Consider the following 21,108-nt stretch of genomic DNA (forward strand, 5'->3'; position numbering starts at 1 on the left):
GGTTAATATTAATTCTCATTGTTGTCTGGAAATGGGGGGAGATGCAAGCATTTTCCCGCCACGTGCAGTAGTTGGCTCAGTACAGGATGCAGCTTGCGCGTCATCAGCCCCCGGTTGCCCAAGGTCTTCAGGGTGCTAGACCGCCAGCAGCATGCGCACGTCTTCGGACCCCATTTCCGTATGCGAACCGTGTGCCGCGACTTCGCCACGGTTCAGGACGACGAAGCGGTCGGCCAGTTCGTGGGCAAAGTCGAAGTACTGTTCGCACAGCAGAATGGCGATGTTGCCGCGTTGCTTGAGCAATTGGATGACCCGGCCTATGTCCTTGATGATGGAAGGCTGTATGCCCTCGGTGGGTTCATCGAAAATGATGAAGCGGGGTTCGGATACCAGCGCGCGGGCAATGGCGAGTTGCTGTTGTTGACCGCCGGACAGGTCGCCGCCGCGCCGCGCCAGCATGGTTTGCAGCACCGGGAACAGTTCGTAGACATCTTCGCGGATACGCCGGGCCTTGGCCGCAGGAAAGCGTGCCATACCCATCAGGATATTTTCTTCCACGCTCAGGCGCGCGAAGATGTCGCGTCCTTGAGGCACGTAGGCCATGCCCAGCCCGGCGCGCTGGTGCGGCGCCAGCCGCGTGATGTCCGTGCCATCCAGCAGGATCTGGCCCCGGGCGATGGGCAACACGCCCATCAGACACTTGAGCAGTGTGGTCTTGCCGACGCCATTGCGGCCCAGCAGCGCCATGCACTCGCCGCTGCGAACGTCCATGGAGACGCTGCGCAGCGTGTGGCTGCTGCCATAGTATTGCTCGATTTGCTTGATTTCCAGCATGTCACTCTTCCTTTTCCTGAGGGGCTCAGGCGCGCTGTTCGGCGTGTCCGGTTTGCGGGCGGCCGATGCGGCAGATGGCGCTCTCAGGGCTGCAATGCTTCCGTTATTAACGCCCCAAATACACCTCAATGACCCGCTCATCGTTCTGTACCTGGTCCATGCTGCCTTCCGCGAGTACCGAGCCTTCGCTCAGGACCGTGACGTTGCCGCCCTGGGCAATTTGCGTGACGAAGTCCATATCGTGCTCAACTACCATCAGCGAGTGCTTGCCCTTGAGTGTGTTGAACAGTTCGCCCGTGCGTTCGGTTTCAGCATCGGTCATGCCGGCTACGGGTTCGTCGAGCAGCAGCAGTTGGGGTTCCTGCATCAGCAGCATGCCGATCTCCAGCCATTGTTTCTGTCCGTGCGACAGCAGGCCGGCCTGGCGCGCATAGGCCTGTGTCAAGCCAACGGTTTCCATGACTTCGGCAATGCGGTCTGCCTGTTCGCTGGTCAGCCGCGACCGCAAGGTCGGCCAAACACGTTTGTCGGCCTTCATGGCCAGTTCGAGGTTTTCCAGTACGCTATGCGCCTCGAATACCGTGGGACGCTGGAACTTGCGGCCTATGCCTATGTTGGCGATTTCGGTTTCGCTGAGCTTGGTCAGGTCAATGTTCTGTCCGAAGAAGGCGCTGCCGCTGGTGGGCCGGGTTTTGCCAGTGATGACGTCCATCATCGTGGTTTTGCCCGCGCCGTTGGGGCCAATGATGCAGCGTAGTTCACCGACGCCGATATACAGATTCAGGTCCTTGATGGCGCGGAATCCGTCGAATACCACGTTGATATTCTCCAGGTAGAGAATGACGCCATGAGTGGTGTCCACGGTATTACCGGCCGCGGCGGCGGGCAGGGCGCGGCTGTAGCTGGCTTCGCCGCCGGGGTGCAGTTCGGAGCGGATGTCCGGTTCTTTGACGGAGGCTTGCGTCTTGGGTGCATCAATCATGGGCCTGCTCCTTGCGCCGGGCCGCCAGTTTGCGGGCCAGGCCGACCATGCCTTGCGGCAGGAAAATTGTCACGATCACGAAAAGCGCGCCCAGTGCGTACAGCCAGTATTCCGGCATGGCTGTGGTGAACCAGGTTTTCAGACCATTGACGGTGCCAGCGCCGATGATCGGGCCGAAGAGCGTGCCACGGCCGCCGGTGGCAACCCAGATCACCATTTCAATGGAATTGGCCGGGGACATTTCGCTGGGGTTGATGATGCCTACCTGCGGCACGTAGAGCGCGCCGGCCAGGCCGCACAGCATGGCGGAAATGGTCCAGACGAAAAGCTTGAAGCCCAGCGGTTCGTAGCCCAGGAAGCGCACGCGGCTTTCGGCGTCGCGCACGGCGGTCAGTACCCGGCCATAGCGTGATTGCGTCAGCAGACGCGAGAGCACCAGGGCGGCGAACAGCACGGCCAGGGTGATCCAGAACAGCCAGGCGCGCGTGGCTGGCGCGGTGAGGTTGAAACCCAGGATGCGCTGGAAGTCGGTGAAACCGTTGGTGCCGCCAAAACCGGTTTCATTGCGGAAGAACAGCAGCATAGCGGCGAACGTCAATGCCTGGGTGATGATGGAGAAGTACACCCCCTTGATGCGCGAGCGGAAGGCGAAGTAGCCGAACAGGAAGGCCAGCAAACCGGGGACGGCCAGCGCCAGCAGCATGGCCCACCAGAAATGCTGTGTCATGGACCAGTACCAGGGGTATTCGGTCCAGCCGAGGAAGGACATGAAGGCGGGCAGGCGGGAGCCGCCTGCGGCAGCGGTTACTTCAGCAGTGCTGCGCATCAGGTACATGCCTTGGGCATAGGCGCCCAGTGCGAAGAAAATGCCATGCCCGAGCGAGAGGATGCCGGCGTAGCCCCACACCAGGTCGAGCGCCAGCGCGGCCAGGGCGTAGCACATGAACTTGCCCAGCAGCGCAACCGTATGCGCTGGCACATGCAGGGCATGGCCGGGGGCAAAGAACAGGTTCAGCAGCGGCAGGATGGCCAGTATCGCGGTGGCGATGGCCAGGGCGGTCCAGGCCTTGGCGGGGAACAGCGGCTGGCGGTTGAGCGCCAGCAGGGTATCGCGGTGGCGCTTGTTCATTCCACGCTCCTTCCTTTGGGGGCGAACAGCCCTTGCGGGCGCTTCTGGATGAACAGCACGATCAGGACCAGGATGGCAATCTTGGCAAGGACCGCGCCGGAGAAGGGTTCGATGAATTTGCTGATGCTACCCAGACCGAAGGCGGCAATCACGGTGCCTGCCAGTTGGCCTACGCCACCCAGTACCACCACCATGAAAGAGTCGATGATGTAGGATTTGCCGAGGTCGGGGCCGACGTTGCCCAACTGTGAAAGCGCGACGCCGGCCAGGCCGGCGATGCCTGCGCCCAGGCCGAAGGTCAGCATATCGACGCGGCCGGTGGCGACGCCTACACAGCCGGCCATGCGCCGGTTCTGCGTAATGGCGCGCACGAACAGGCCCAGGCGGGTGTGGTTCAGCAGCAGCCAGACGAAAGCCACCACCAGCAGCGAGAACACGATGACGGCCAGGCGGTTGTAGCTCAGTACCAGACCATTCATGATTTCCTGGCCGCCGCTGAGCCAGCCTGGGTTGGCCACTTCAACGTTCTGCGCGCCGAACAGGCTGCGCACGGCCTGCATCAGCACCAGGCTGATGCCCCAGGTCGCCAGCAGCGTTTCCAGCGGACGGCCGTAGAGCCAGCGGATGACGGTGCGTTCGAGCACCATGCCGACGCAGGCCGTGATGACGAAAGCCACGGGCAGGGCTGCCACCACATACCATTCCAGCCATTGCGGAGCGAATTGGCGGAAACCGGATTGCACCAGGTAAGTGGCGTAGGCGCCTATCATCAGCAGTTCTCCATGCGCCATGTTGATCACGCCCATCAGCCCGAAGATGATGGCCAGGCCCAGCGCTGCCAGCAACAGGACGCTGCCCAGGCTGATGCCGTAGAACAGGTTGCCCAGCCATTGCACAGTTTGCAGGTGGCGGTCGATGGCGGCGACGGCTTGCTGCGCAGCGCGGCGCACCTCGGCGTCGGGTTCGGCCCAGTTGCCGTTGTGTTGCACCAGCATGCCGGCGAGCACGTTGCGGAACGATGCGTCGTTGGCGGCAGTCAACAATTGCACGGCATGTAGCCGGGTCGCGGCGTCAGGGCTTTGCAGTTCCAGATTGGCTTGCGCGACAGCCAGCGCCTGCTTGACCTTGTCATGGCCTTCGCTTGCCAGCGCCTGCTGCAGCATGGGCAGCAGGCTGGCATCGGTGGTGTTGCGCAGTTGTTGGGCGGCAGCCAGCCGGGTGGCCGCGTCGGGCGCGTACAGCTGCCCGGTGGCGAGCGCGCCGGAGAGGGCGCGGCGCAGCCTGTTGTTGATGGTAATGCGGCTGGCATCGACGGGCAGCGGCTCATGCGCGCCGGTCAGGGCATTGATGGCCGGGTGGTTGGCTGCAATGCCAGTGTTGTCGGCGCCACTGTCTATGATCCAAACGCCGCCATTTGGCGTGCCGCGCAGGCGGCCGTCGGCCAGTGCCTGCAATATCGCCAGGCTTTGTGCATCGCCGGATTTGCCCAGGCGGTCTATGGCTTCCAGGCGTTCGTTGTTGTCGCCCGAAGCCAGTTGGGCCAGGCTTTCGGTAGAGACGGCAGCCTGGGCTGGCGCGGAGACTAGCAGCAGGCAGGCCAGCAAGGCCAGCACGGCTGCCAGCCAGGCAGGCCGGCTTGATGCGTGGAACAGGGTAGGAAACATAATGGATGCCCTGGTGTGTAGTCGGTCTGTCTTGTTGCCATGTCGGCGGTAAGACTCTTCGGCCAAAAAGCAGAAGCCGTCCGGCCTCGCTGCCCGTTTGCTGCGAGAGAAGCGGGGTTCGGCCCAGGTTCATGGCCAGTAAGTTTGAGGCCCATTGATCCTGGGGGAGCCAGGCCAGGCAATGACGCGCTGTCTGGGGAGGGGGCGAGGTCTGCGGCCCCTGGGGGCTGGTGGCCTCGCCGTTCCTGCAACGGTGCGGCTTACTTGGCCGGCGCCGTGTCCGGCTTCTTGTCGTTGCCGGGCAAGTAGGGACTCCAGGGCTGGGCACGGATCGGGCCGTCGGTTTTCCACACTACGTCGAACTGACCATCGTCGCGGATTTCACCGATGAATACTGGCTTGTGCAGGTGATGATTGGTTTCATCCATTTTGATGGTGAAGCCGTCAGGCGCCGCGAAGCTCTGGCCACCGATTGCTTCGATGACCTTGTCCACATCCGTGCTGCCTGCTTGCTCGACCGCCTGTTTCCACAAATTGATGCCGATGTAGGTAGCTTCCATCGGGTCGTTGGTCACGACAGAGTCGGCCTTGGGCAGGTTCCTGGCCTTGGCATAGGCTTTCCATTTTGAGATGAAGGCTTCGTTGGTGGGATTGTCCAGCGATTGAAAGTAGTTCCAAGCTGCGAGGTGACCGACCAGCGGCTTGGTGTCCACGCCGCGCAGTTCCTCTTCGCCCACGGAGAAGGCGACAACCGGCACGTCGGTGGCCTTCAGGCCGGCATTGCCCAGTTCCTTGTAGAAGGGGACGTTGGAGTCGCCGTTGATGGTAGAGACCACGGCTGTGGGGCCGCCCGCCGCGAAGCGTTTGATGTCGGCGATGATGGTCTGGTAGTCCGAATGCCCGAAGGGCGTGTACACCTCCATGATGTTCTCGTCGGTGATGCCCTTGCTGTTCAGGAAGGCGCGCAGGATCTTGTTGGTGGTGCGGGGGTAGACGTAGTCCGTGCCCAGCAGCACGAAACGCTTGGCGCCGCCGCCGTCTTCGCTCAACAGGTATTCGACAGCGGGAATGGCCTGCTGATTTGGGGCCGCGCCGGAGTAGAACACATTGCGTTCCAGCTCCTCGCCTTCATATTGCACCGGGTAGAACAGCAGGCCGTTGAGCTCCTTGAACACCGGCAGCACGGCCTTGCGCGAGGCGGAGGTCCAGTTGCCGAATACCACGGCCACTTTTTCCTGCCCCAGCAGTTCGCGTGCCTTTTCCGCGAAGAGCGGTTCGCTGGAGGCAGGATCGACCACCACGGCTTGCAGTTTTTTGCCAAGGACGCCGCCATTGGCGTTGATTTCGTCAATGGTCATCAGCGCTACATCCTTGAGCGCGGTCTCGGAAATAGCCATCGTGCCTGTGAGCGAATGCAGGATGCCGACCTTGATGGTGTCTTCGGCATAGGCGTTCAAGGACAGCCCGGAGGCCGCCAGGAGGGTCGCTACGGTCAATTGCTTGAGGATCGTTCTGCGTTGCATGAGAAAGCCTTCCCTGAAAGAGGTTGGATTGCTGCGGGGCGATGGCAGGACGCCACCTGCAGTCCATTCAGCAAGATCCGTGCCAGATTTCGGATCGCCATGGAGGCTCAGGCTTCGGCCAGCGCAGGCGTGCCTGCGGCAAGGCACTTTCAGGGGAACACCGTGGGGCGGCTTTCTGGGCAATTCGAAGAGATTCTGCTGCCCTTTGCGGCAGGGTCGCAGGCACCATCCCGACAGTTTTTTGATAGAAAAAGGTGCGCGACGCACCATTGTGGGATGCCTGAAGGGGGAGGGCAGAGAGGTGCCTGTCTCGTGGCGAACCGCCAGGGAAACTGCGTGAGAAACCTCTTTTTCAGTATCGGATTTTCATATTTATCAGTGTCTTATGGGGCTATCGGATAGCTGCGTACGAGTGTGATGGCACGGATATTGCTGGGTGATGCTTGCTTGTATACCAATAAGGATTCCACAGCATGATTTCCTGCACATCCTCATTTCCTTCCAGTGGCTGGACCCTGGCGCAGTGGCGGCATGCCTATATCGAACAGAATGCGGATGCCAGCGAATTATTGACGCAGTTGCTGGCCGCCCTGGCGGCGGGCGATGCCGCCTGGATTGCGAAGGCTTCGGCAGAGCAGTTGGCACAGCAGTTACAGACGCTGGAAGCCTTGCTGCACGCGGCTGGCGGTGACCGCAGCCGCCTGCCTTTGTATGGCGTACCGTTTGCCGTCAAGGACAACATTGATGCCGCAGGCTGGATGACGACTGCCGCTTGCCCGGCATTCGCCTATCTGGCCCGGCAGGATGCCTTTGCCGTGGCTCGCCTGAAGGCGGCGGGCGCGATTCTGGTGGGCAAGACAAACCTGGATCAATTTGCCACCGGCCTGGTGGGGACGCGTTCCCCCTTTGGCGTCGTGCCCAACAGTTTCGATCCTGCCTACATCAGCGGCGGTTCGAGTTCCGGTTCTGCGAGTGTGGTGGCACGCGGCCTGGTGCCGTTCGCGCTGGGAACCGATACGGCGGGTTCCGGACGTGTGCCGGCCGCATTCAACAACATTGTTGGCTTCAAGCCGACCAAGGGCTGGGTGGGCAACACCGGCCTGGTGCCTGCCTGCCGTACCCTGGATTGCATCAGTACTTTTGCCTTGACGGTAGAAGACGCTGCGCTGGTGATGCGCAGCATGGCCGGCTATGACGCTGCCGATGGCTACGCGCGCCAGCGTCCTGTCACCGCGCCAGTGCGGTTTCCGGCTGTGCCGCGCCTGGCGGTGCCAGACCATCTCGAATTCTTTGGCGATGAACAGGCTCGTTCGAATTTTGCCGAAGCACGGCAGCAGCTGCAGCAAATGGGGGCAGTGCTGGAAGAAATTGATTTTTCCCCCTTTGCGGAATTGGCCGGGCTGTTGTACCAGGGGCCATGGGTCGCGGAGCGCTTCGTGACCGTTGCGGCTTTGTTGGCTCAAGAGCCGTCTGCATTGGACCCGGTGGTCGCAGGCATCGTGGGGCAGGCGGGGAATTATTCGGCGGCCGATGCCTTTCGCGCCGAGTACCGCCGGGCGGACCTGGCAAGGCGTATCCAGGTCAGCCTGGCCGGCTTCGACGCATTGGTGGTTCCCAGCACGCCTTCGATCTACACCATTGAGCAGTTGTGCCAGGAGCCGGTACGCCGCAACTCGGAATTGGGTATCTATACCAATTTCACCAATCTGGCCGACCTGAGCGCGCTGGCCTTGCCTGCCGGCCTGCGCCAGGACGGTCTGCCTGCGGGCATTACCCTGATTGCACCGGCCTGGCACGACTGGGCCTTGGCGGATTTCGGCAGGCGCTGGCAAGCTCGGGCCAGTGTGTTGCCCGGCGCGCCTGGCGTGGTGGCGCAGTCTCTGCCGCTACCGGACAGCCCAGCTGCCTGGCTGGAGGACGAAGGCGAAATCATTCTGGCCGTCGTGGGCGCGCACCTGCGCGGCATGCCCTTGAATCACCAGCTTACCAGCCGTCAGGCGCGTTTCCTGGAAGAGACGCAGACCGCAACAGGCGACTACCGGCTGTATGCGCTGCCGGGCACGGTTCCTCCCAAGCCTGGCCTCAAATATGCGCCAGGCCAGGGCGACGCCATTGTGCTGGAACTGTGGGCGTTGACGCCGCATGCCTTTGGCGAGTTCGTGGCCGAGGTGCCGCAGCCTTTGGGCATAGGCAACGTCATGCTGGCCGATGGCCGGGTGGTCAAAGGCTTTATTTGCGAGCCTGCCGCGCTGGACGGTGCGACCGACATTACTGCTTTTGGCGGCTGGCGCGCCTACTTGCAAAGCCGCTGAACCCGGGGGAGTTTTTCATGTTTACCAAAGTCCTGATCGCCAATCGCGGCGAAATCGCTGTCCGTGCCATCCGAACGCTCAAGAAACTGGGTGTACTCAGCGTCGCCATTTATTCCGATGCCGATCGCAATGCCGCGCATGTTCAATTGGCTGACGAAGCCATTGCCCTGGGGGGCGATAAACCAGCAGAGAGCTACCTGGATATCGCCAAAGTGCTGGAGGCTTGCCGCCGCACCGGCGCGCAAGCAGTGTTTCCCGGTTATGGCTTTCTGTCCGAGAGTACCGAGTTCAGCGGCCTGTGCGAAGCCGCAGGCATTGTGTTCATTGGCCCGACGGCGCAGCAGATAGAAGCATTCGGCCTGAAGCATCGGGCGCGGGAACTGGCAGCGGCTGCAGGGGTACCCATGACGCCGGGCACGGGTTTGCTGCAAAGCCTGGAAGAGGCCGTGCAAGCGGCCGAGCGCATAGGTTATCCCGTGATGCTCAAGACCACGGCGGGAGGCGGCGGGATTGGCCTGACACGCTGCAACGATGCCGAAGATCTGGCGCGCGCCTATGAGAGTGTGCAGCGCCTGGGCGAGACGTTTTTCCGTGACGGGGGCGTGTTCCTGGAGCGTTTTGTCGATAACGCCCGCCATGTGGAAGTGCAGATATTCGGTGATGGATTGGGGCAGGTGGCCGCGCTGGGCGAGCGCGATTGTTCCGTGCAGCGCCGCAACCAGAAGGTGATCGAAGAGACGCCGGCACCCAACCTGCCTGCGGCGACGCGGGAAGCGCTGCTCAAGGCGGCCACGCTGCTGGGGGAGTCAGTGCAGTATCGCAGCGCGGGCACGGTGGAATTCGTCTATGACAGCGCCCGCGACGAGTTTTATTTCCTGGAGGTCAATACCCGTCTGCAAGTAGAGCACCCTGTGACCGAAGCGGTGACTGGCCTGGATCTGGTGGAGTGTATGCTGCGTGTGGCAGCTGGCGATGCCCTGGACTGGGAAGCCCTGCGTTGGGTGCCGCAAGGCGCGGCGATAGAGGTGCGCCTGTATGCGGAAGACCCGCAGAAGAATTTCCTGCCCTCGCCGGGCACGATCACCGATGTCGCATTTCCGCAGGATGTCCGCGTGGATGGCTGGGTCGAAACCGGCACAGAAGTGGCCTCATTCTACGACCCGATGCTGGCCAAGATCATCGTGCATGGCAAGGATCGCGGCGCAGCGCTGGCGCGCATGCAGCAGGCGCTGGCGCAGACGCGTTTGCATGGCATTGCCAGTAATCTGGACTACCTGCGCCAGATCATTGCCTCCGAGGTATTCCAGGCCGGGCGTGCCACGACCCAGTTCCTGGGCAGTTTCGACTTTCGGCCGCACGTGATTGAGGTGCTGGAAGCGGGCACGGCCACCAGCGTGCAGGATTGGCCGGGCCGCGAAGGCTATTGGGATATCGGCGTGCCGCCTTCCGGCCCGATGGATGACTTCGCTTTCCGCATTGCCAACCGCCTGGTGGGAAACGCCGACGAGGCCGCAGGTCTGGAATGCACGCTCAACGGCCCGGTACTGCGCTTTCATTGTGATGGGGTCGTAGCGCTGACGGGCGCGAATACCCCAGCGACGCTGGATGGCGATGCCTGCCCCATGTGGCATGCCTTTGAAGTCAAAGCGGGGCAGGTGCTGCGGCTGGGCAAGGTGCTGTCGGGCTGCCGGACCTATGTGGCAGTACGCAATGGCCTGGATGTGCCGCTCTACCTTGGCAGCCGTTCCACTTTTGCGCTGGGCCAGTTTGGCGGACACGCGGGCCGGGTGTTGCGCAGCGGCGATATGCTGGCCGTGTCCCAGCCTGAATTGCCGGCCTGCTCGACGCCGGCGCCTGTGGCGCTGCCACAGCGGCTGGAGGCCCAATTGGTACCGGTGTATCGCAGTCATTGGGATATTGGCGTGCTGTATGGCCCGCATGGTGCGCCGGATTTTCTCAAGCCCGAAGCGCTGGACATGTTCTTCGGCACGGATTGGCAGGTGCACTACAACTCCAACCGCCTGGGCATCCGTCTGGTTGGCCCCAAGCCGGTCTGGGCCCGCAGTGACGGCGGTGAGGCTGGTCTGCATCCGTCCAATGTGCATGATTGCGAATACGCCCTGGGCAGCATCAATTTCTCTGGCGACACGCCGATCATCCTGACGCGCGACGGCCCCAGCCTGGGCGGCTTTGTCTGCCCCGTCACCATTGCCAGGGCAGAGTTGTGGAAAGTCGGGCAGGTCAAGCCTGGCGATACCATCCGATTTCATCCCCTCAGCTACGAGCAGTCCGTGACGCTGCTGCTACGCCAGGAAGAAGCGGTGGCGACGCTCAGGGCGCCGCAGGAAGGCATTGCCAGCCTGCCGGTGCGTCAGGCGGCAGCACTGGCCTCTACCATCGTGGCCTGCGTGCCGGCCCAGGGGCATCAGCCCTTGATTACCTATCGCCAGGCGGGCGATAGCTACCTGCTGCTTGAGTACGGGGAAAACGAACTGCATATATCTTCTCGGCTGCGCATCCATCTGCTGATGCAATACTTAAAGGTGCAGCCGATTGATGGCGTGCGGGAACTGTCGCCAGGGGTGCGCTCCTTGCAGGTGCGCTATGACGGGCTGGTGATCGCCCAGGGAGAACTGGTGCGGCGCTTGCTCGCGATCGAAGCCTTGCTGCCTGACGTCAATACTGTCAAAGTGCCGACGCGCGTGGTGTATCTGCCGGTGGCCTGGGAAGACAGCGCCACCCTGGGTGCCGTCGAACGTTACCGCGAAACCGTGAAGGCCAAGGCCCCCTGGCTGCCCAACAATGTGGACTTCATCCAGCGCATCAACGGACTGAAGGAGCGCGAGGATGTCCGGCGCATTTTCTTTGATACCAGCTATCTGGTGATGGGCCTGGGCGACGTGTACCTGGGGGCGCCTTGCGCGGTGCCGCTGGACCCGCGCCACCGCCTGCTGACGTCCAAGTACAACCCGGCGCGCACCTTCACGGCGGAAGGTACGGTAGGCATCGGCGGGGTCTATATGTGCATTTATGGCATGGATTCTCCTGGCGGGTATCAGCTGGTGGGGCGCACGGTACCGATCTGGAACAAATTCCTGAAGAACCCGGTATTTCATGCTGGCGAGCCGTGGCTGTTGCGTTTCTTCGATCAGGTGCGTTTCTACCCGGTGGAAGAGGCCGAGCTGAATCGTTTCCGGGAGGATTTCCGTGAAGGCCGGGCGATGGTGCGGATTGAAGAGGAAATCTTCGACTATGCCGAGTACCGTCGCTTCCTGGAGGACAGCCAGGAAGATATCGCCGCCTTCCAGGCGCATCAGGCCAAAGCCTTCCGCAATGAAGTGGCCCTGTGGCAGGAAGAGGACATCGCCGCGATCGAGCCGCCAGCGGCGGAAACTGCAGAAATCGTACTGGAAGAAGGACAAGTGCTGGTCGAAGCCGATTTGTCCGGCAACATCTGGAAAATCCAGGTGGAAGCGGGTCAGATCGTGCAGGCCGGTGACACGCTGGTCATCGTGGAGGCCATGAAGATGGAGATCCATGTGGCAGCGCCCGTCGCTGGCGTGGTCGATGAGATTTTCTGCCAGTCAGGCAGGCCAGTGGACAGCGGCGACGCATTGCTGGTGCTGTCGGAACGGCTGGTGGCGGAGAGGTGAGCAGATGGCGGCGTCACAGGGGCTGCGCTTGCAGCTGAAAATGCACCAGGACGCCTCGTTGGCGCCCAGTCTGGCCGAACAGGTGTACGAGCATGTGAAAGCCGGACTGTTCGATCTGGCGCTGCTGCCTGGTGATCACTTCACCGAATCCGATGTGGTCAGCGCGCTTGGGGTGAGCCGCACGCCTGTGCGGCAGGCCTTGCAACAACTGGCCCGGGAAGGCTTCGTGCGTGTCAGCCAGCGCCATGGCTGGCAGGTGTGCCCGTTCGACTTCGATCGTTTCGAACAGCTCTACGATGTGCGCATCATTCTGGAACTGGCAGCGGTGGAACGTCTGTGCCAGCAGCCGGGCCTGCGCGTCAACAGTATGCTGCAGGAACTCGACAGTCTCTGGAATGTGACGCCGGAGCAGCGTTTACCGGCCTGCCGTGAGGTTGCCTTGCTGGACGAGGAGTTCCATTGCATGCTGGTGGTAGCGACAGGCAACAAGGAGCTGGCGGCCATGCATCGGGATGTGACCGAGAAGATCAGCATCGTGCGCCGTCTGGACTTCACCAAGCAGAACCGGGTGGCGGCGACCTATGCCGAGCATGCTGCAATTTTGCAGGCCATACTAGAGCGACGGGGGGACGCGGCCAAGTGCTTGTTGTGCACGCATATCGAAGCCAGCAAGGCGGAAGTTCGGAAGATTACTATCCATCACCTGCAATCGGCGCGCAAGATCGGTCTTGGCCAATTGGCCTGGAGCCGTCGGCTAACGGAGTAGCCTGGTGCCTGCCTGGCGGCCAGCGTATTGTCGGTGCCTTGCCCTGGCTTTTTGCCGTTTTTCTCAGACGCCGGCATGAATGCCGTTCTCTTTTCATCTGGGAACCATCTCCATCCCGGACATTGCCTTGATCGCCCCGGTGTTCCTCGCGTATGCGGGGATGAATATGCTGGGATGAATCGACGACTCTCTGTCGTCGGTGACGGAGGCTTGCGTCAGCAGGGGGCAGCTAAAACCGTCGTGCTTATCTGCGCCGTGTTTATTCCGCGCCGTGTTTATTCCGTGCCGTTTTTATTCCGTGCCGTTTTTATTCCGGTTAACCGTTTTTGAAAATAAAAATGCCCTGATGCGTAAGCATCAGGGCATTTCTGTATTTGGTTGCGGGGGCAGGATTTGAACCTACGACCTTCGGGTTATGAGCCCGACGAGCTGCCAGACTGCTCCACCCCGCGTCTGAAGAATTAAATATAACCTATTTTTTTCGATGTGCGCAAGTCTTTTCTGTGTTTTTTTCTATAAAAGACGGATTTTTGTTCTTCGCGACAGAATTTCGCCGGAATTTTGCTCACTTAGTGAGCAATTCCAAGGGGACGGGGCCACTTGGGTTGACGGCTTTCGTCCATCCAGGGCTTGTGCCCTGGGGGCCAGGCTCTGCGATCTGGCATCTTTTGACGTCACGCTGCCATATGTTTTGATATATCATTTCAATTTATTTGATTTGATATATCATTCCAATTTTTGCGGGCCGCTATCCGGGCGGCCTGAGCATGCCTGACGGGGTTTTCATGTTTTGCCGCAATTTCCTGCCCGATCCGCTGCCAGAGGGCAGCGAACGATTCCTGGCGCATGCCAGTGTGACAGGCGGAGGCGGCGAGAGCCGCACAGGGCTGGGTGGTTGGGGAGCACCTGTCTGGCGCATGTTGCCCCTGGCGGCCGTGCTGTCCTTATTGTGCGCCCAGGCGCATGCGCAGGCAGTGCCGCTACGGCCTGCTGCCGCGCCGCAGGTGGCGGCCTTGCAGCCGGTGGTTGTGACGGCTACTGCCGGGGAGCGCAATCTGGCCGATGTGCCAGCCAGCGTTAGCGTCGTGCAGGGCGCGGCACTGCGCGAGCGGCCGGTGCTGGATCTGGCCGATGCCCTGCGCGGCACGGAAGGTATCAATATCCAGAGCGCGGGGCTGGGGAGGCGGGCAATTTCCATCCGTGGCATGGATGCCGCACATACCTTGTTCCTGGTGGATGGCAAGCGTATCAGCGCTTCGTCTTCCGGGATTTCCCATTCGGATTACGAGCTGGGCTGGGTGCCGACCGAGGCGATTGAACGGGTGGAGGTGGTGCGCGGCCCCTTATCGTCGCTGTATGGATCGGAAGCCTTGGGCGGCGTGGTGAATGTCATCACCCGGACCGCGACCGATGAATGGCAGGGTTCCCTGTCATCCTATTACGTGAAGCCTGCCCACGACACGGGCGGCGCCCAGTTCAAGACAGGCCTGTATGCGGGCGGCCCGCTGGTAAAGGATGTGCTGGGCCTGAGTGTCTGGGGGGAGTACCTGCGCCGCAATGCGCTGGAGGATGGCAGCAATCCCGGTTTGAGCCTGTTGGACAGGAATGTCGCACGCAGTGGCAACGCAGCCTTGAGCTGGACGCCGGACGGGCGGCAACGTATTGACGTCACGGCTGGTGCGGGCAATGAGGAGCGCGACGGCGTGCGTGGCACGACGGCAGCCAGTTATGAATCCGACGATACCGTGCGGCGGCGGCACTATTCTGCGGCGTACCGCGGCGATTGGAGCTGGGGCAGCAGCGACGTCAAACTTTATCGCTCCACCCTGTACCGGGAAAACTGGCGCAGCGACGGCGGCACGGCAACCGGCCCCAACCGGTTTGTCGATACCGTGGCCGACGCCAGCCTCAAACTGGTCCCCTGGGCTGGGCATACCCTGACCCTGGGTGGCACGGCGCGTCGCGAGAAACTCGAGGACCCGACCGTCAATCGTGCGGGTCGTCTTTCCATGCAGCACTACGCTGCATTGCTGCAGGATGAGTGGCGCTTGAATCGGCAATGGGAACTGGTGCTGGGCGGGCGCCTGGATTGGCACGAGGAGTTCGGCCGTGAGGCCAGCCCGCGTGCGTACGTGCTGTACCACTTCAATGACGCGCTGACATTCAAGGGGGGGATCGGCAAAGGCTTCAAGGCACCGACGCTCAAGCAGCTTTCGCCCGAATATGAGTCGCGCGCAGCCATGGGTGGGCGCGGCATCATTCGTGGCAATCCGGACTTGCAGCCGGAAACGGCGGTGTCCTTCGAGGCCGGACTGGACTATGACGGCGGCGGCTGGAATGCCAATGCCATGGTATTCCAGAACGATGTCAAAAAACTGATCGAAACCCAGCGTGCCGCCAGTTGCGATATCAAGGGGCTGACCTGCCTGTACTACCAGAATGTCGCCAAGGCGCGTATCCGCGGCCTGGAACTGGGGGGAGGCGTGGACCTGCCGTGGCAAATGCGCCTGGATGCCAACTACATGTGGCTGGACCCGAAGAACCGGGAAACTGGCGAGACCCTGGCAGACCGGCCAAGGCACAGCGGTGGCGCGACGCTGGCCTGGTCGCCGCTGCCGGCCTGGACTGCGCGGTTGCGCGCGGAAATCGTTGGACGACAGTACAACTCGGGCAGCACGCCACGCACCGAACGTCCGGGCTATGCCTTGTTGTCGCTGTACGCAGATTACGCCATCAACCGTTATCTCACCTTGCAGGCGGGTGTGGAAAACCTGGGTGACCGCAGGCTGGCCGCCGAAGATGCGACGAGCTATTCCCTGGCTGATGAGGGGCGGCGCTACTACCTGGGCATGAATGCGAGGTTCTGAACGCATGCCTGCCTGGACGAAATACATTGGGAGCCGGATGGGGCGTGGCTCAGGATGTCACGCCGGTTGCGGAATCAGCCATGGAATCGGACGTGAAAGTGGGCTTGAAAGACGGCCCGACATAGGGTTTGAAAGCGGGCTTGAAATTGCTTGTTTTTGCGCGGGCCGCATGAGAAATGGTCTGGATGCTTGGCTCCTGGCGTTGCTGTGTTTGTTGGCAGTCAGCCTGGGCGGCCTGGCCGGACAGGCCCGGGCCAGCCAGCCGGGGGCCGGCCACGAAGTTGTTCAAGGCGGTGTGATTGGGCATGGCATGCCGCAACCGGCGGCAGGGGATGGCGCAGAGGCCGCAGCAGCTCGCCCCATGGTGCGCGTATTCAGCAACAGCTTTGTGCCCAACGGCAAGTTCGAACGCATGCTTCCTCTGGCGGCAGCGGCCGGCGTCCAGCTGGAACATGTCAATGTTGAGTACGCCACAGGGACTGCCGCCAACTGGCTGGCGAATGCCGATCTGGTGGTGCTGGATGTCCCCAGGCCGGCAGACCGTGCGCAAGTGGAGGCCTCGCTGGGCGAGGCCTTGCATACGCCGGGACGGCGCTGGCTGGCCGTAGGGGGCGGGGCGCCGGGGCAGAGTGGTCTGGATGCGGGCGCGGCGCGGCGCCTGGCGGCCTATTATGCCGCGGGCGGCGCTGCCAATTTTGAGCATTTCTTCGGCTATGTCAGGGCAGCCTTGGCGGGCGGTGATACCAGTGCTTTCCCTGCTGCGCAGGCACCGGCAGGCACCGGGTTTTATCATCCTGCGGCCCCCGGGGTATTTTCGACGCTGGAGGCGTATCTGGCCTGGGGCAAGGCCCGCTGGCAACCGGGCAGCGGCGTGGTGGCTTTCCTGACGCATGCCGGCGCGCTGGGCGATCTGCAGACCGATGCGCTGGATGTGCTGGCCAGCAAAACCGAAGCTGCCGGCATGGTGCCCGTCATATTCTGGTTTGATGCCGAGCACGAAACCTTGCCGGAGGTACTGGGGCAGGGGCGAGTGGATGCGCTGGTGAATCTGGGGCATTTGCAGGATGGCAAGGCGCGCAGCGCAGATTTCCGGGCGCTGGATATTCCCGTCTTGCAGACCACCACTTTTCGCCAGGAACCTGGCGAGGCCGACTGGGCGCACGCTGCCAGTGGCATGCCGCCGCGCACGCTGGCGATTTTCCTGGCGGGCCCGGAAGGTTGGGGCATGATGGACCCCATTGTTTTGCGGGCCTCGGTACAGGGGGAGCAGCGTTTGCTGCCAGAACAGGCTGATGCCCTGATCGGCAAACTGCAGGGCCTGGTGGCGCTGCGGCAGTTGCCGGCAGCCGGCAAGAAGCTGGCTTTGCTGTTCTGGAACTATCCCCAAGGCGAGAAAAACCTCGCAGCGTCGCACCTGAACCTGCCGCGCAGCGTGGTGGCGCTGGCGCGCGGCCTGAATGCAGCGGGATATCAGGTGACAGTACCGGGTGAAACCGAGCTGATCGAGCAGGCGCAGCAGATGCTGGGCGCCCTGTACCGCCAGGTACCGCTGGAAACCTTGCTGCAGCAAGGCCTGGCAGACAGCTATCCGGTACATGCCTACCGGCAATGGTTGCGCCGTCTGCCAACTGCGCAGCGTCAGGCGCTGCTGCATTGGGGCGATCCTGGCAAGCATTGGTCCGTGCGCATGGTGGCGGGCGAACCGGCATTCATTATCCCGCGCCTGCAGCTGGGCAATCTCACGGTCATGCCGCAGATGCCGCGCGCGGCGGAAATGGGCCAGCATTATCATGATACGGCCAGTGCGCCGGACCATCTCTATCTGGCCGCCTATCTGTATCTGCGCGAGCGGCTGGGCGTGCACGCCATCATCCACATGGGAACGCATGGCACGCAGGAATGGCTGCCCGGCAAGGACAGGGGGCTGGCAGCGACGGACTTCCCTTTTCTGGCGGTGGGTGACGTGCCGGTGTTTTATCCCTATTTGCAGGATAACGTCGGCGAAGCCATGCAGGCCCGGCGCAGAGGCCGCGCCGTCATCATCAGTCACCAGACGCCACCGTTCGCCCCCGCCGGTTTGTACGACACCCTGTCGGACCTGCACCAGCTGATCCACGAATACCAGCAGCTCGATGAAGGGGCTGCGCAGGCGGTGGCCCGCGACAAAGTGCTGGCCGCTGCCGAGGCCAACCACATGGTGGCAGACCTGGGCTGGGATGAAAACCGGGCGCGGTTGCATTTCGAGGATTTTGTGCAGGAACTGCATGATCACCTGCACGAGCTGGCACGCGCGGCCATGCCGCTGGGCCTGCATACGTTCGGCGAGCCGGCCGAGCCGGAGCATCGCCTGATGACCGTGATGCAGCAATTGGGTGAGCCCTTCTATCGTGCGCTGGGCCTACAGGATGACGAATGGCTGGCGCAAGGGCATGTTCCAGGTGTTGCTGCTGCCGTCGGCGCTGCGGCAAACGGGCAGCAAAGCCGGCAGGATGATGCGCTGACAGGAGAACTACCGCAGCAGGCAGTCGCCGCATCGGTGGCGACCGGGATGGATACCTTGCAGCAGTCGCTGCCCTACCGTTTTCTGCAAACCCATTTGCGTGCGCCGGTGCAGGATGACGGGCCGGCAGCGGCGCCCGGTCTGGAACCCGCATTGCAGGAACAGGTGACGCGTGCGCGCCAGCTGGACCGGGCACTGGAAGATACGCAGGAAATCGAAGCCCTGCTGGCCGGACTGGCAGGCCGCTTCGTGCTGCCGGGCGCAGGCGGAGACCCGCTGCGCAATCCGGATATCGCCAGCGGCCGCAATCTCTATGCCTTCGAGGCGGACCGCATTCCCAGCCCGGCGGCGTTCGAAGCAGGCGGCGCCGCCTATGCGCAGCTGCTGCAGGCTTATGCAGCCAGCCATGAGGGTGCCGTACCGGGCAAGCTGGCATTCAGCCTGTGGTCCTCGGAAGCCATTCGCCACCTGGGAGTCACGGAGGCCCAGGTGCTGCATGCGCTGGGTTTGCGGCCGGTCTGGGGGCGCGGTGGCCGGGTGGAAGCCCTGGAAATCATTCCAGCCAGTGAACTGGGCCGGCCGCGCGTGGATGTGGTGGTACAGGTGACCGGCGTATACCGGGATCAGTTCGACGGTTTCATGCGCCTGCTGGCAGAGGCCATGGAGCGCCTGGCGCAACTGGACGAGCCAGGCAACCAGGTGGCTGCCAATACCCGGGCCGCGCAAGCTCGCCTGCTGGCTGCCGGCGTCACGCCGGAACAGGCGCGGCAGGGCGCGCTGCTGCGTATTTTCGGCAATGCACCAGGCGCCTATGGCACCGGCGTGCCGCATCTGACCCTGCGCGCGGATGCCTGGGAGGATGAGTCGGCTCTGGCGCAGCAGTTCATGCAGAGCAGCCAGTATGGTTATGGCACGGCTGCCTGGGGGGATGCCAGTGGCGGTATCCAGGTGCTGCAAACCCAACTGAGTGGCGTACAGGCAGTGGTGATGTCGCGTTCATCCCATTTGCATGGCGTGCTGTCCACTGACCACCCCTTTGAATTCATGGGCGGGCTATCGGCGGCCATTCGGCAGATAGACGGCGCCGCGCCGCAATTGCTGATTTCCGACCTTCGCCAGGGACAGCCGCGCACGGCCAGCCTGCAACGTTTCCTGTCTGATGAGATGCGGGTGCGCTACCTCAACCCTGCCTGGATAAAGGGCATGCAGGAAGAGGGTTACGCCGGTACCCTGGCGGTGCTCGAGGCAACGAACAACCTGTATGGCTGGCAAGCCATGGATGCCTCCACGGTACGCGCGGATCAATGGCAGGCCATGTTCGATACCTATGTTTCCGATACCCGCGAACTGGGTATGCAGGAATGGTTCGAGCGCGACAACCCGCACGCCCAGGCGCAGATGCTGGAGCGCATGGCCGAAGCAGTGCGCAAAGGATACTGGGACGCGCCGGCAGACACGCGCCGCAAGCTGGCCCAGCGCTGGCAGGCGCTGCAACGTGATTTCCAGGTTCAGGCCAGCGCGGCGGTAACCCAAGACTATCTGGCGGACCTGCTGGCGGGTTTCGGCCTGCAGGATGGTGCAGCGCCATCGGAGGCTGCTGCAACAGCGGCAGGGCAGGCGGCCATGCCACAGCCGGAAGCGGATCAGGGTCAGGAGCCAACGCCATCGGTGCCAGTGACCGGGCAGGAGCTGCAGCCTGTGGCGGACATGGCGGACGCGCAGCAGCTCGCGTTGCTGCAGGGCGCGATCGCGCTGGCAGTGCTGCTGCTGTTGGTGGCTGGCGCCTGGCAGTACCGCCATGCCAATCAGCGTCCGCGCATGACCCGATCCGGCATTCACGCAATGACAAAAGGACATGAAGAAAAATGATGGGTGCGCCTAGCCTGGAAACAGGCCTATATGAAATTTCCAGGGTATTGCTGTGGCCGGTGCTGGTGCTGATTCTTGCTGCGCTGGCTTATTCCTTGTTTGCCTTGGGTGGCTTCCTGGCCGAATGGCTGGCGCGCCTGCGTGGCCGGCATCAGTCGTTGTTGCGCAGGCGCTGGGAAGCGCAGGAACAGCAATGGGCCACGGACGATATGGAGCTATGGATCATGAAGCGCCTGGAGTGCCTGCGGATGGTGTCACGTGTGGCGCCGATGCTGGGGCTGATTGCCACCATGATTCCCATGGGGCCGGCCTTGCTGGCCCTGGGCAGTGGCGATACGGCGACAGTGGGAAGGAATATGGTGGTGTCGTTCGCAGCAGTGATCCTGGCGCTCGCCGGCGCCAGCATCGCGTTTTTTCTGTTGACGATCCGGCGCCGCTGGTTGCTGGAAGAATTGCGGGAGATCGAGAAAAACGGCAAGCCGCATAGTGCTGCCGGCGCTGTAGGAGAGGGTTGAGCGATGCGGTTTCTGGAATCTGACGACGCCGATGATCCCATTTTGTCGGTCGTCAATCTGATAGACCTATTCCTGGTTGTCATCGGCGTTCTGATGGTAGTGATCGCAAGCAATCCGCTCAATCCCTATGCCAGCGAGCATGTCGTGGTGGTAGAGAATCCCGGCGAGGACAATATGCGCATCACCATCAAGAATGGCCAGGAACTGCAACGTTACGAATCTTCCGGAAAACTCGGAGAAGGTCAAGGTATGCGAGCGGGCGTAACTTATAGGCTGGATGATGGGCGCATGATTTACGTGCCGGAGGGCGATGCCGCGCAGCCTTGAATGTCCAGAGATGGCCCATGGACAGCAGGGCGGATAGCGGGTGTGATCCGCGCGGAATTCAGGGGGAAAATAGTGAGCGTGGACAGCGGGCAACAATCTTGAGAATTCTCTCAAAATCGGATGTCCCATTGCATGATATGATAATGATTATCATACTTCTTGCCGCT

General features: G+C 62.2%; 13 protein-coding genes and 1 tRNA gene. 8 read left to right on the plus strand and 6 right to left on the minus strand.

Features of this window, described 5'->3' with window-relative positions; genetic code table 11:
* Positions 1 to 135 precede the first annotated feature (135 nt).
* The 5 genes from urtE to urtA all read right to left on the minus strand — a co-directional run bounded on the left by urtE (position 136) and on the right by urtA (position 6,132).
* On the minus strand, positions 136 to 834 hold the full coding sequence (gene urtE / locus EV679_RS05690) for an urea ABC transporter ATP-binding subunit UrtE (RefSeq protein WP_068366375.1): 699 nt from the start codon (positions 832 to 834) through the stop codon (positions 136 to 138).
* A 106-nt stretch (positions 835 to 940) separates the two neighbouring features.
* Complete coding sequence (gene urtD, locus EV679_RS05695; RefSeq protein ID WP_130486658.1) at positions 941 to 1,816, minus strand: urea ABC transporter ATP-binding protein UrtD; 876 nt, start codon at positions 1,814 to 1,816, stop codon at positions 941 to 943.
* Positions 1,809 to 2,945 carry an urea ABC transporter permease subunit UrtC gene (urtC, locus tag EV679_RS05700; protein ID WP_130486659.1) on the minus strand — a complete coding sequence of 379 codons (1,137 nt, stop codon included), beginning with the start codon at positions 2,943 to 2,945 and terminating at the stop codon, positions 1,809 to 1,811. The genes urtD and urtC overlap by 8 nt, the downstream gene beginning before the upstream one ends.
* Positions 2,942 to 4,609 carry an urea ABC transporter permease subunit UrtB gene (urtB, locus tag EV679_RS05705; protein ID WP_130486660.1) on the minus strand — a complete coding sequence of 556 codons (1,668 nt, stop codon included), beginning with the start codon at positions 4,607 to 4,609 and terminating at the stop codon, positions 2,942 to 2,944. The genes urtC and urtB overlap by 4 nt, the downstream gene beginning before the upstream one ends.
* 260 nt (positions 4,610 to 4,869) lie before the next feature.
* Positions 4,870 to 6,132 carry an urea ABC transporter substrate-binding protein gene (gene urtA, locus EV679_RS05710; protein ID WP_130486661.1) on the minus strand — a complete coding sequence of 421 codons (1,263 nt, stop codon included), beginning with the start codon at positions 6,130 to 6,132 and terminating at the stop codon, positions 4,870 to 4,872.
* A 473-nt stretch (positions 6,133 to 6,605) separates the two neighbouring features.
* Here urtA and atzF point away from each other — a divergent pair, with 473 nt between their 5' ends.
* From atzF to EV679_RS17595, 4 genes are all read left to right on the plus strand, one after another.
* Positions 6,606 to 8,444: an allophanate hydrolase gene (gene atzF, locus EV679_RS05715; RefSeq protein WP_130486662.1), complete on the plus strand. Its 1,839-nt coding sequence runs from the start codon at positions 6,606 to 6,608 to the stop codon at positions 8,442 to 8,444.
* Between the two features lie 17 nt (positions 8,445 to 8,461).
* Positions 8,462 to 12,097, plus strand: a complete 3,636-nt coding sequence (gene uca, locus EV679_RS05720; protein ID WP_130486663.1) for an urea carboxylase — start codon at positions 8,462 to 8,464, stop codon at positions 12,095 to 12,097.
* Between the two features lie 4 nt (positions 12,098 to 12,101).
* On the plus strand, positions 12,102 to 12,863 hold the full coding sequence (locus EV679_RS05725; RefSeq protein ID WP_130486664.1) for a GntR family transcriptional regulator: 762 nt from the start codon (positions 12,102 to 12,104) through the stop codon (positions 12,861 to 12,863).
* Between the two features lie 174 nt (positions 12,864 to 13,037).
* A complete protein-coding gene (locus tag EV679_RS17595) occupies positions 13,038 to 13,193 on the plus strand; it encodes a hypothetical protein (RefSeq protein WP_165389957.1) in 156 nt (51 codons plus the stop codon).
* Between the two features lie 45 nt (positions 13,194 to 13,238).
* Here the strand turns inward: EV679_RS17595 and EV679_RS05730 are convergent.
* Positions 13,239 to 13,315: transfer RNA gene (locus EV679_RS05730), tRNA-Met, on the minus strand.
* Between the two features lie 333 nt (positions 13,316 to 13,648).
* On the opposite strand from EV679_RS05730, the gene EV679_RS05735 reads away from it, so the two are divergent.
* The 4 genes from EV679_RS05735 (at position 13,649) to EV679_RS05750 (ending at position 20,941) form a co-directional block, all read left to right on the plus strand.
* Positions 13,649 to 15,730 carry a TonB-dependent receptor domain-containing protein gene (locus tag EV679_RS05735; protein ID WP_207224893.1) on the plus strand — a complete coding sequence of 694 codons (2,082 nt, stop codon included), beginning with the start codon at positions 13,649 to 13,651 and terminating at the stop codon, positions 15,728 to 15,730.
* A 211-nt stretch (positions 15,731 to 15,941) separates the two neighbouring features.
* Positions 15,942 to 20,099: a cobaltochelatase subunit CobN gene (locus EV679_RS05740; protein WP_165389958.1), complete on the plus strand. Its 4,158-nt coding sequence runs from the start codon at positions 15,942 to 15,944 to the stop codon at positions 20,097 to 20,099.
* Complete coding sequence (locus EV679_RS05745) at positions 20,096 to 20,614, plus strand: MotA/TolQ/ExbB proton channel family protein (RefSeq protein WP_068366349.1); 519 nt, start codon at positions 20,096 to 20,098, stop codon at positions 20,612 to 20,614. Before EV679_RS05740 ends, EV679_RS05745 begins: the two co-directional genes overlap by 4 nt.
* 3 nt (positions 20,615 to 20,617) lie before the next feature.
* The gene (locus EV679_RS05750; protein ID WP_068366344.1) at positions 20,618 to 20,941 is read left to right on the plus strand and encodes a DUF2149 domain-containing protein; all 324 of its coding nucleotides are present in this window, start codon (positions 20,618 to 20,620) and stop codon (positions 20,939 to 20,941) included.
* Positions 20,942 to 21,108: the final 167 nt, after the last annotated feature.

It is taken from the genome of Kerstersia gyiorum (assembly GCF_004216755.1).
GTDB lineage: Bacteria > Pseudomonadota > Gammaproteobacteria > Burkholderiales > Burkholderiaceae_B > Kerstersia > Kerstersia gyiorum.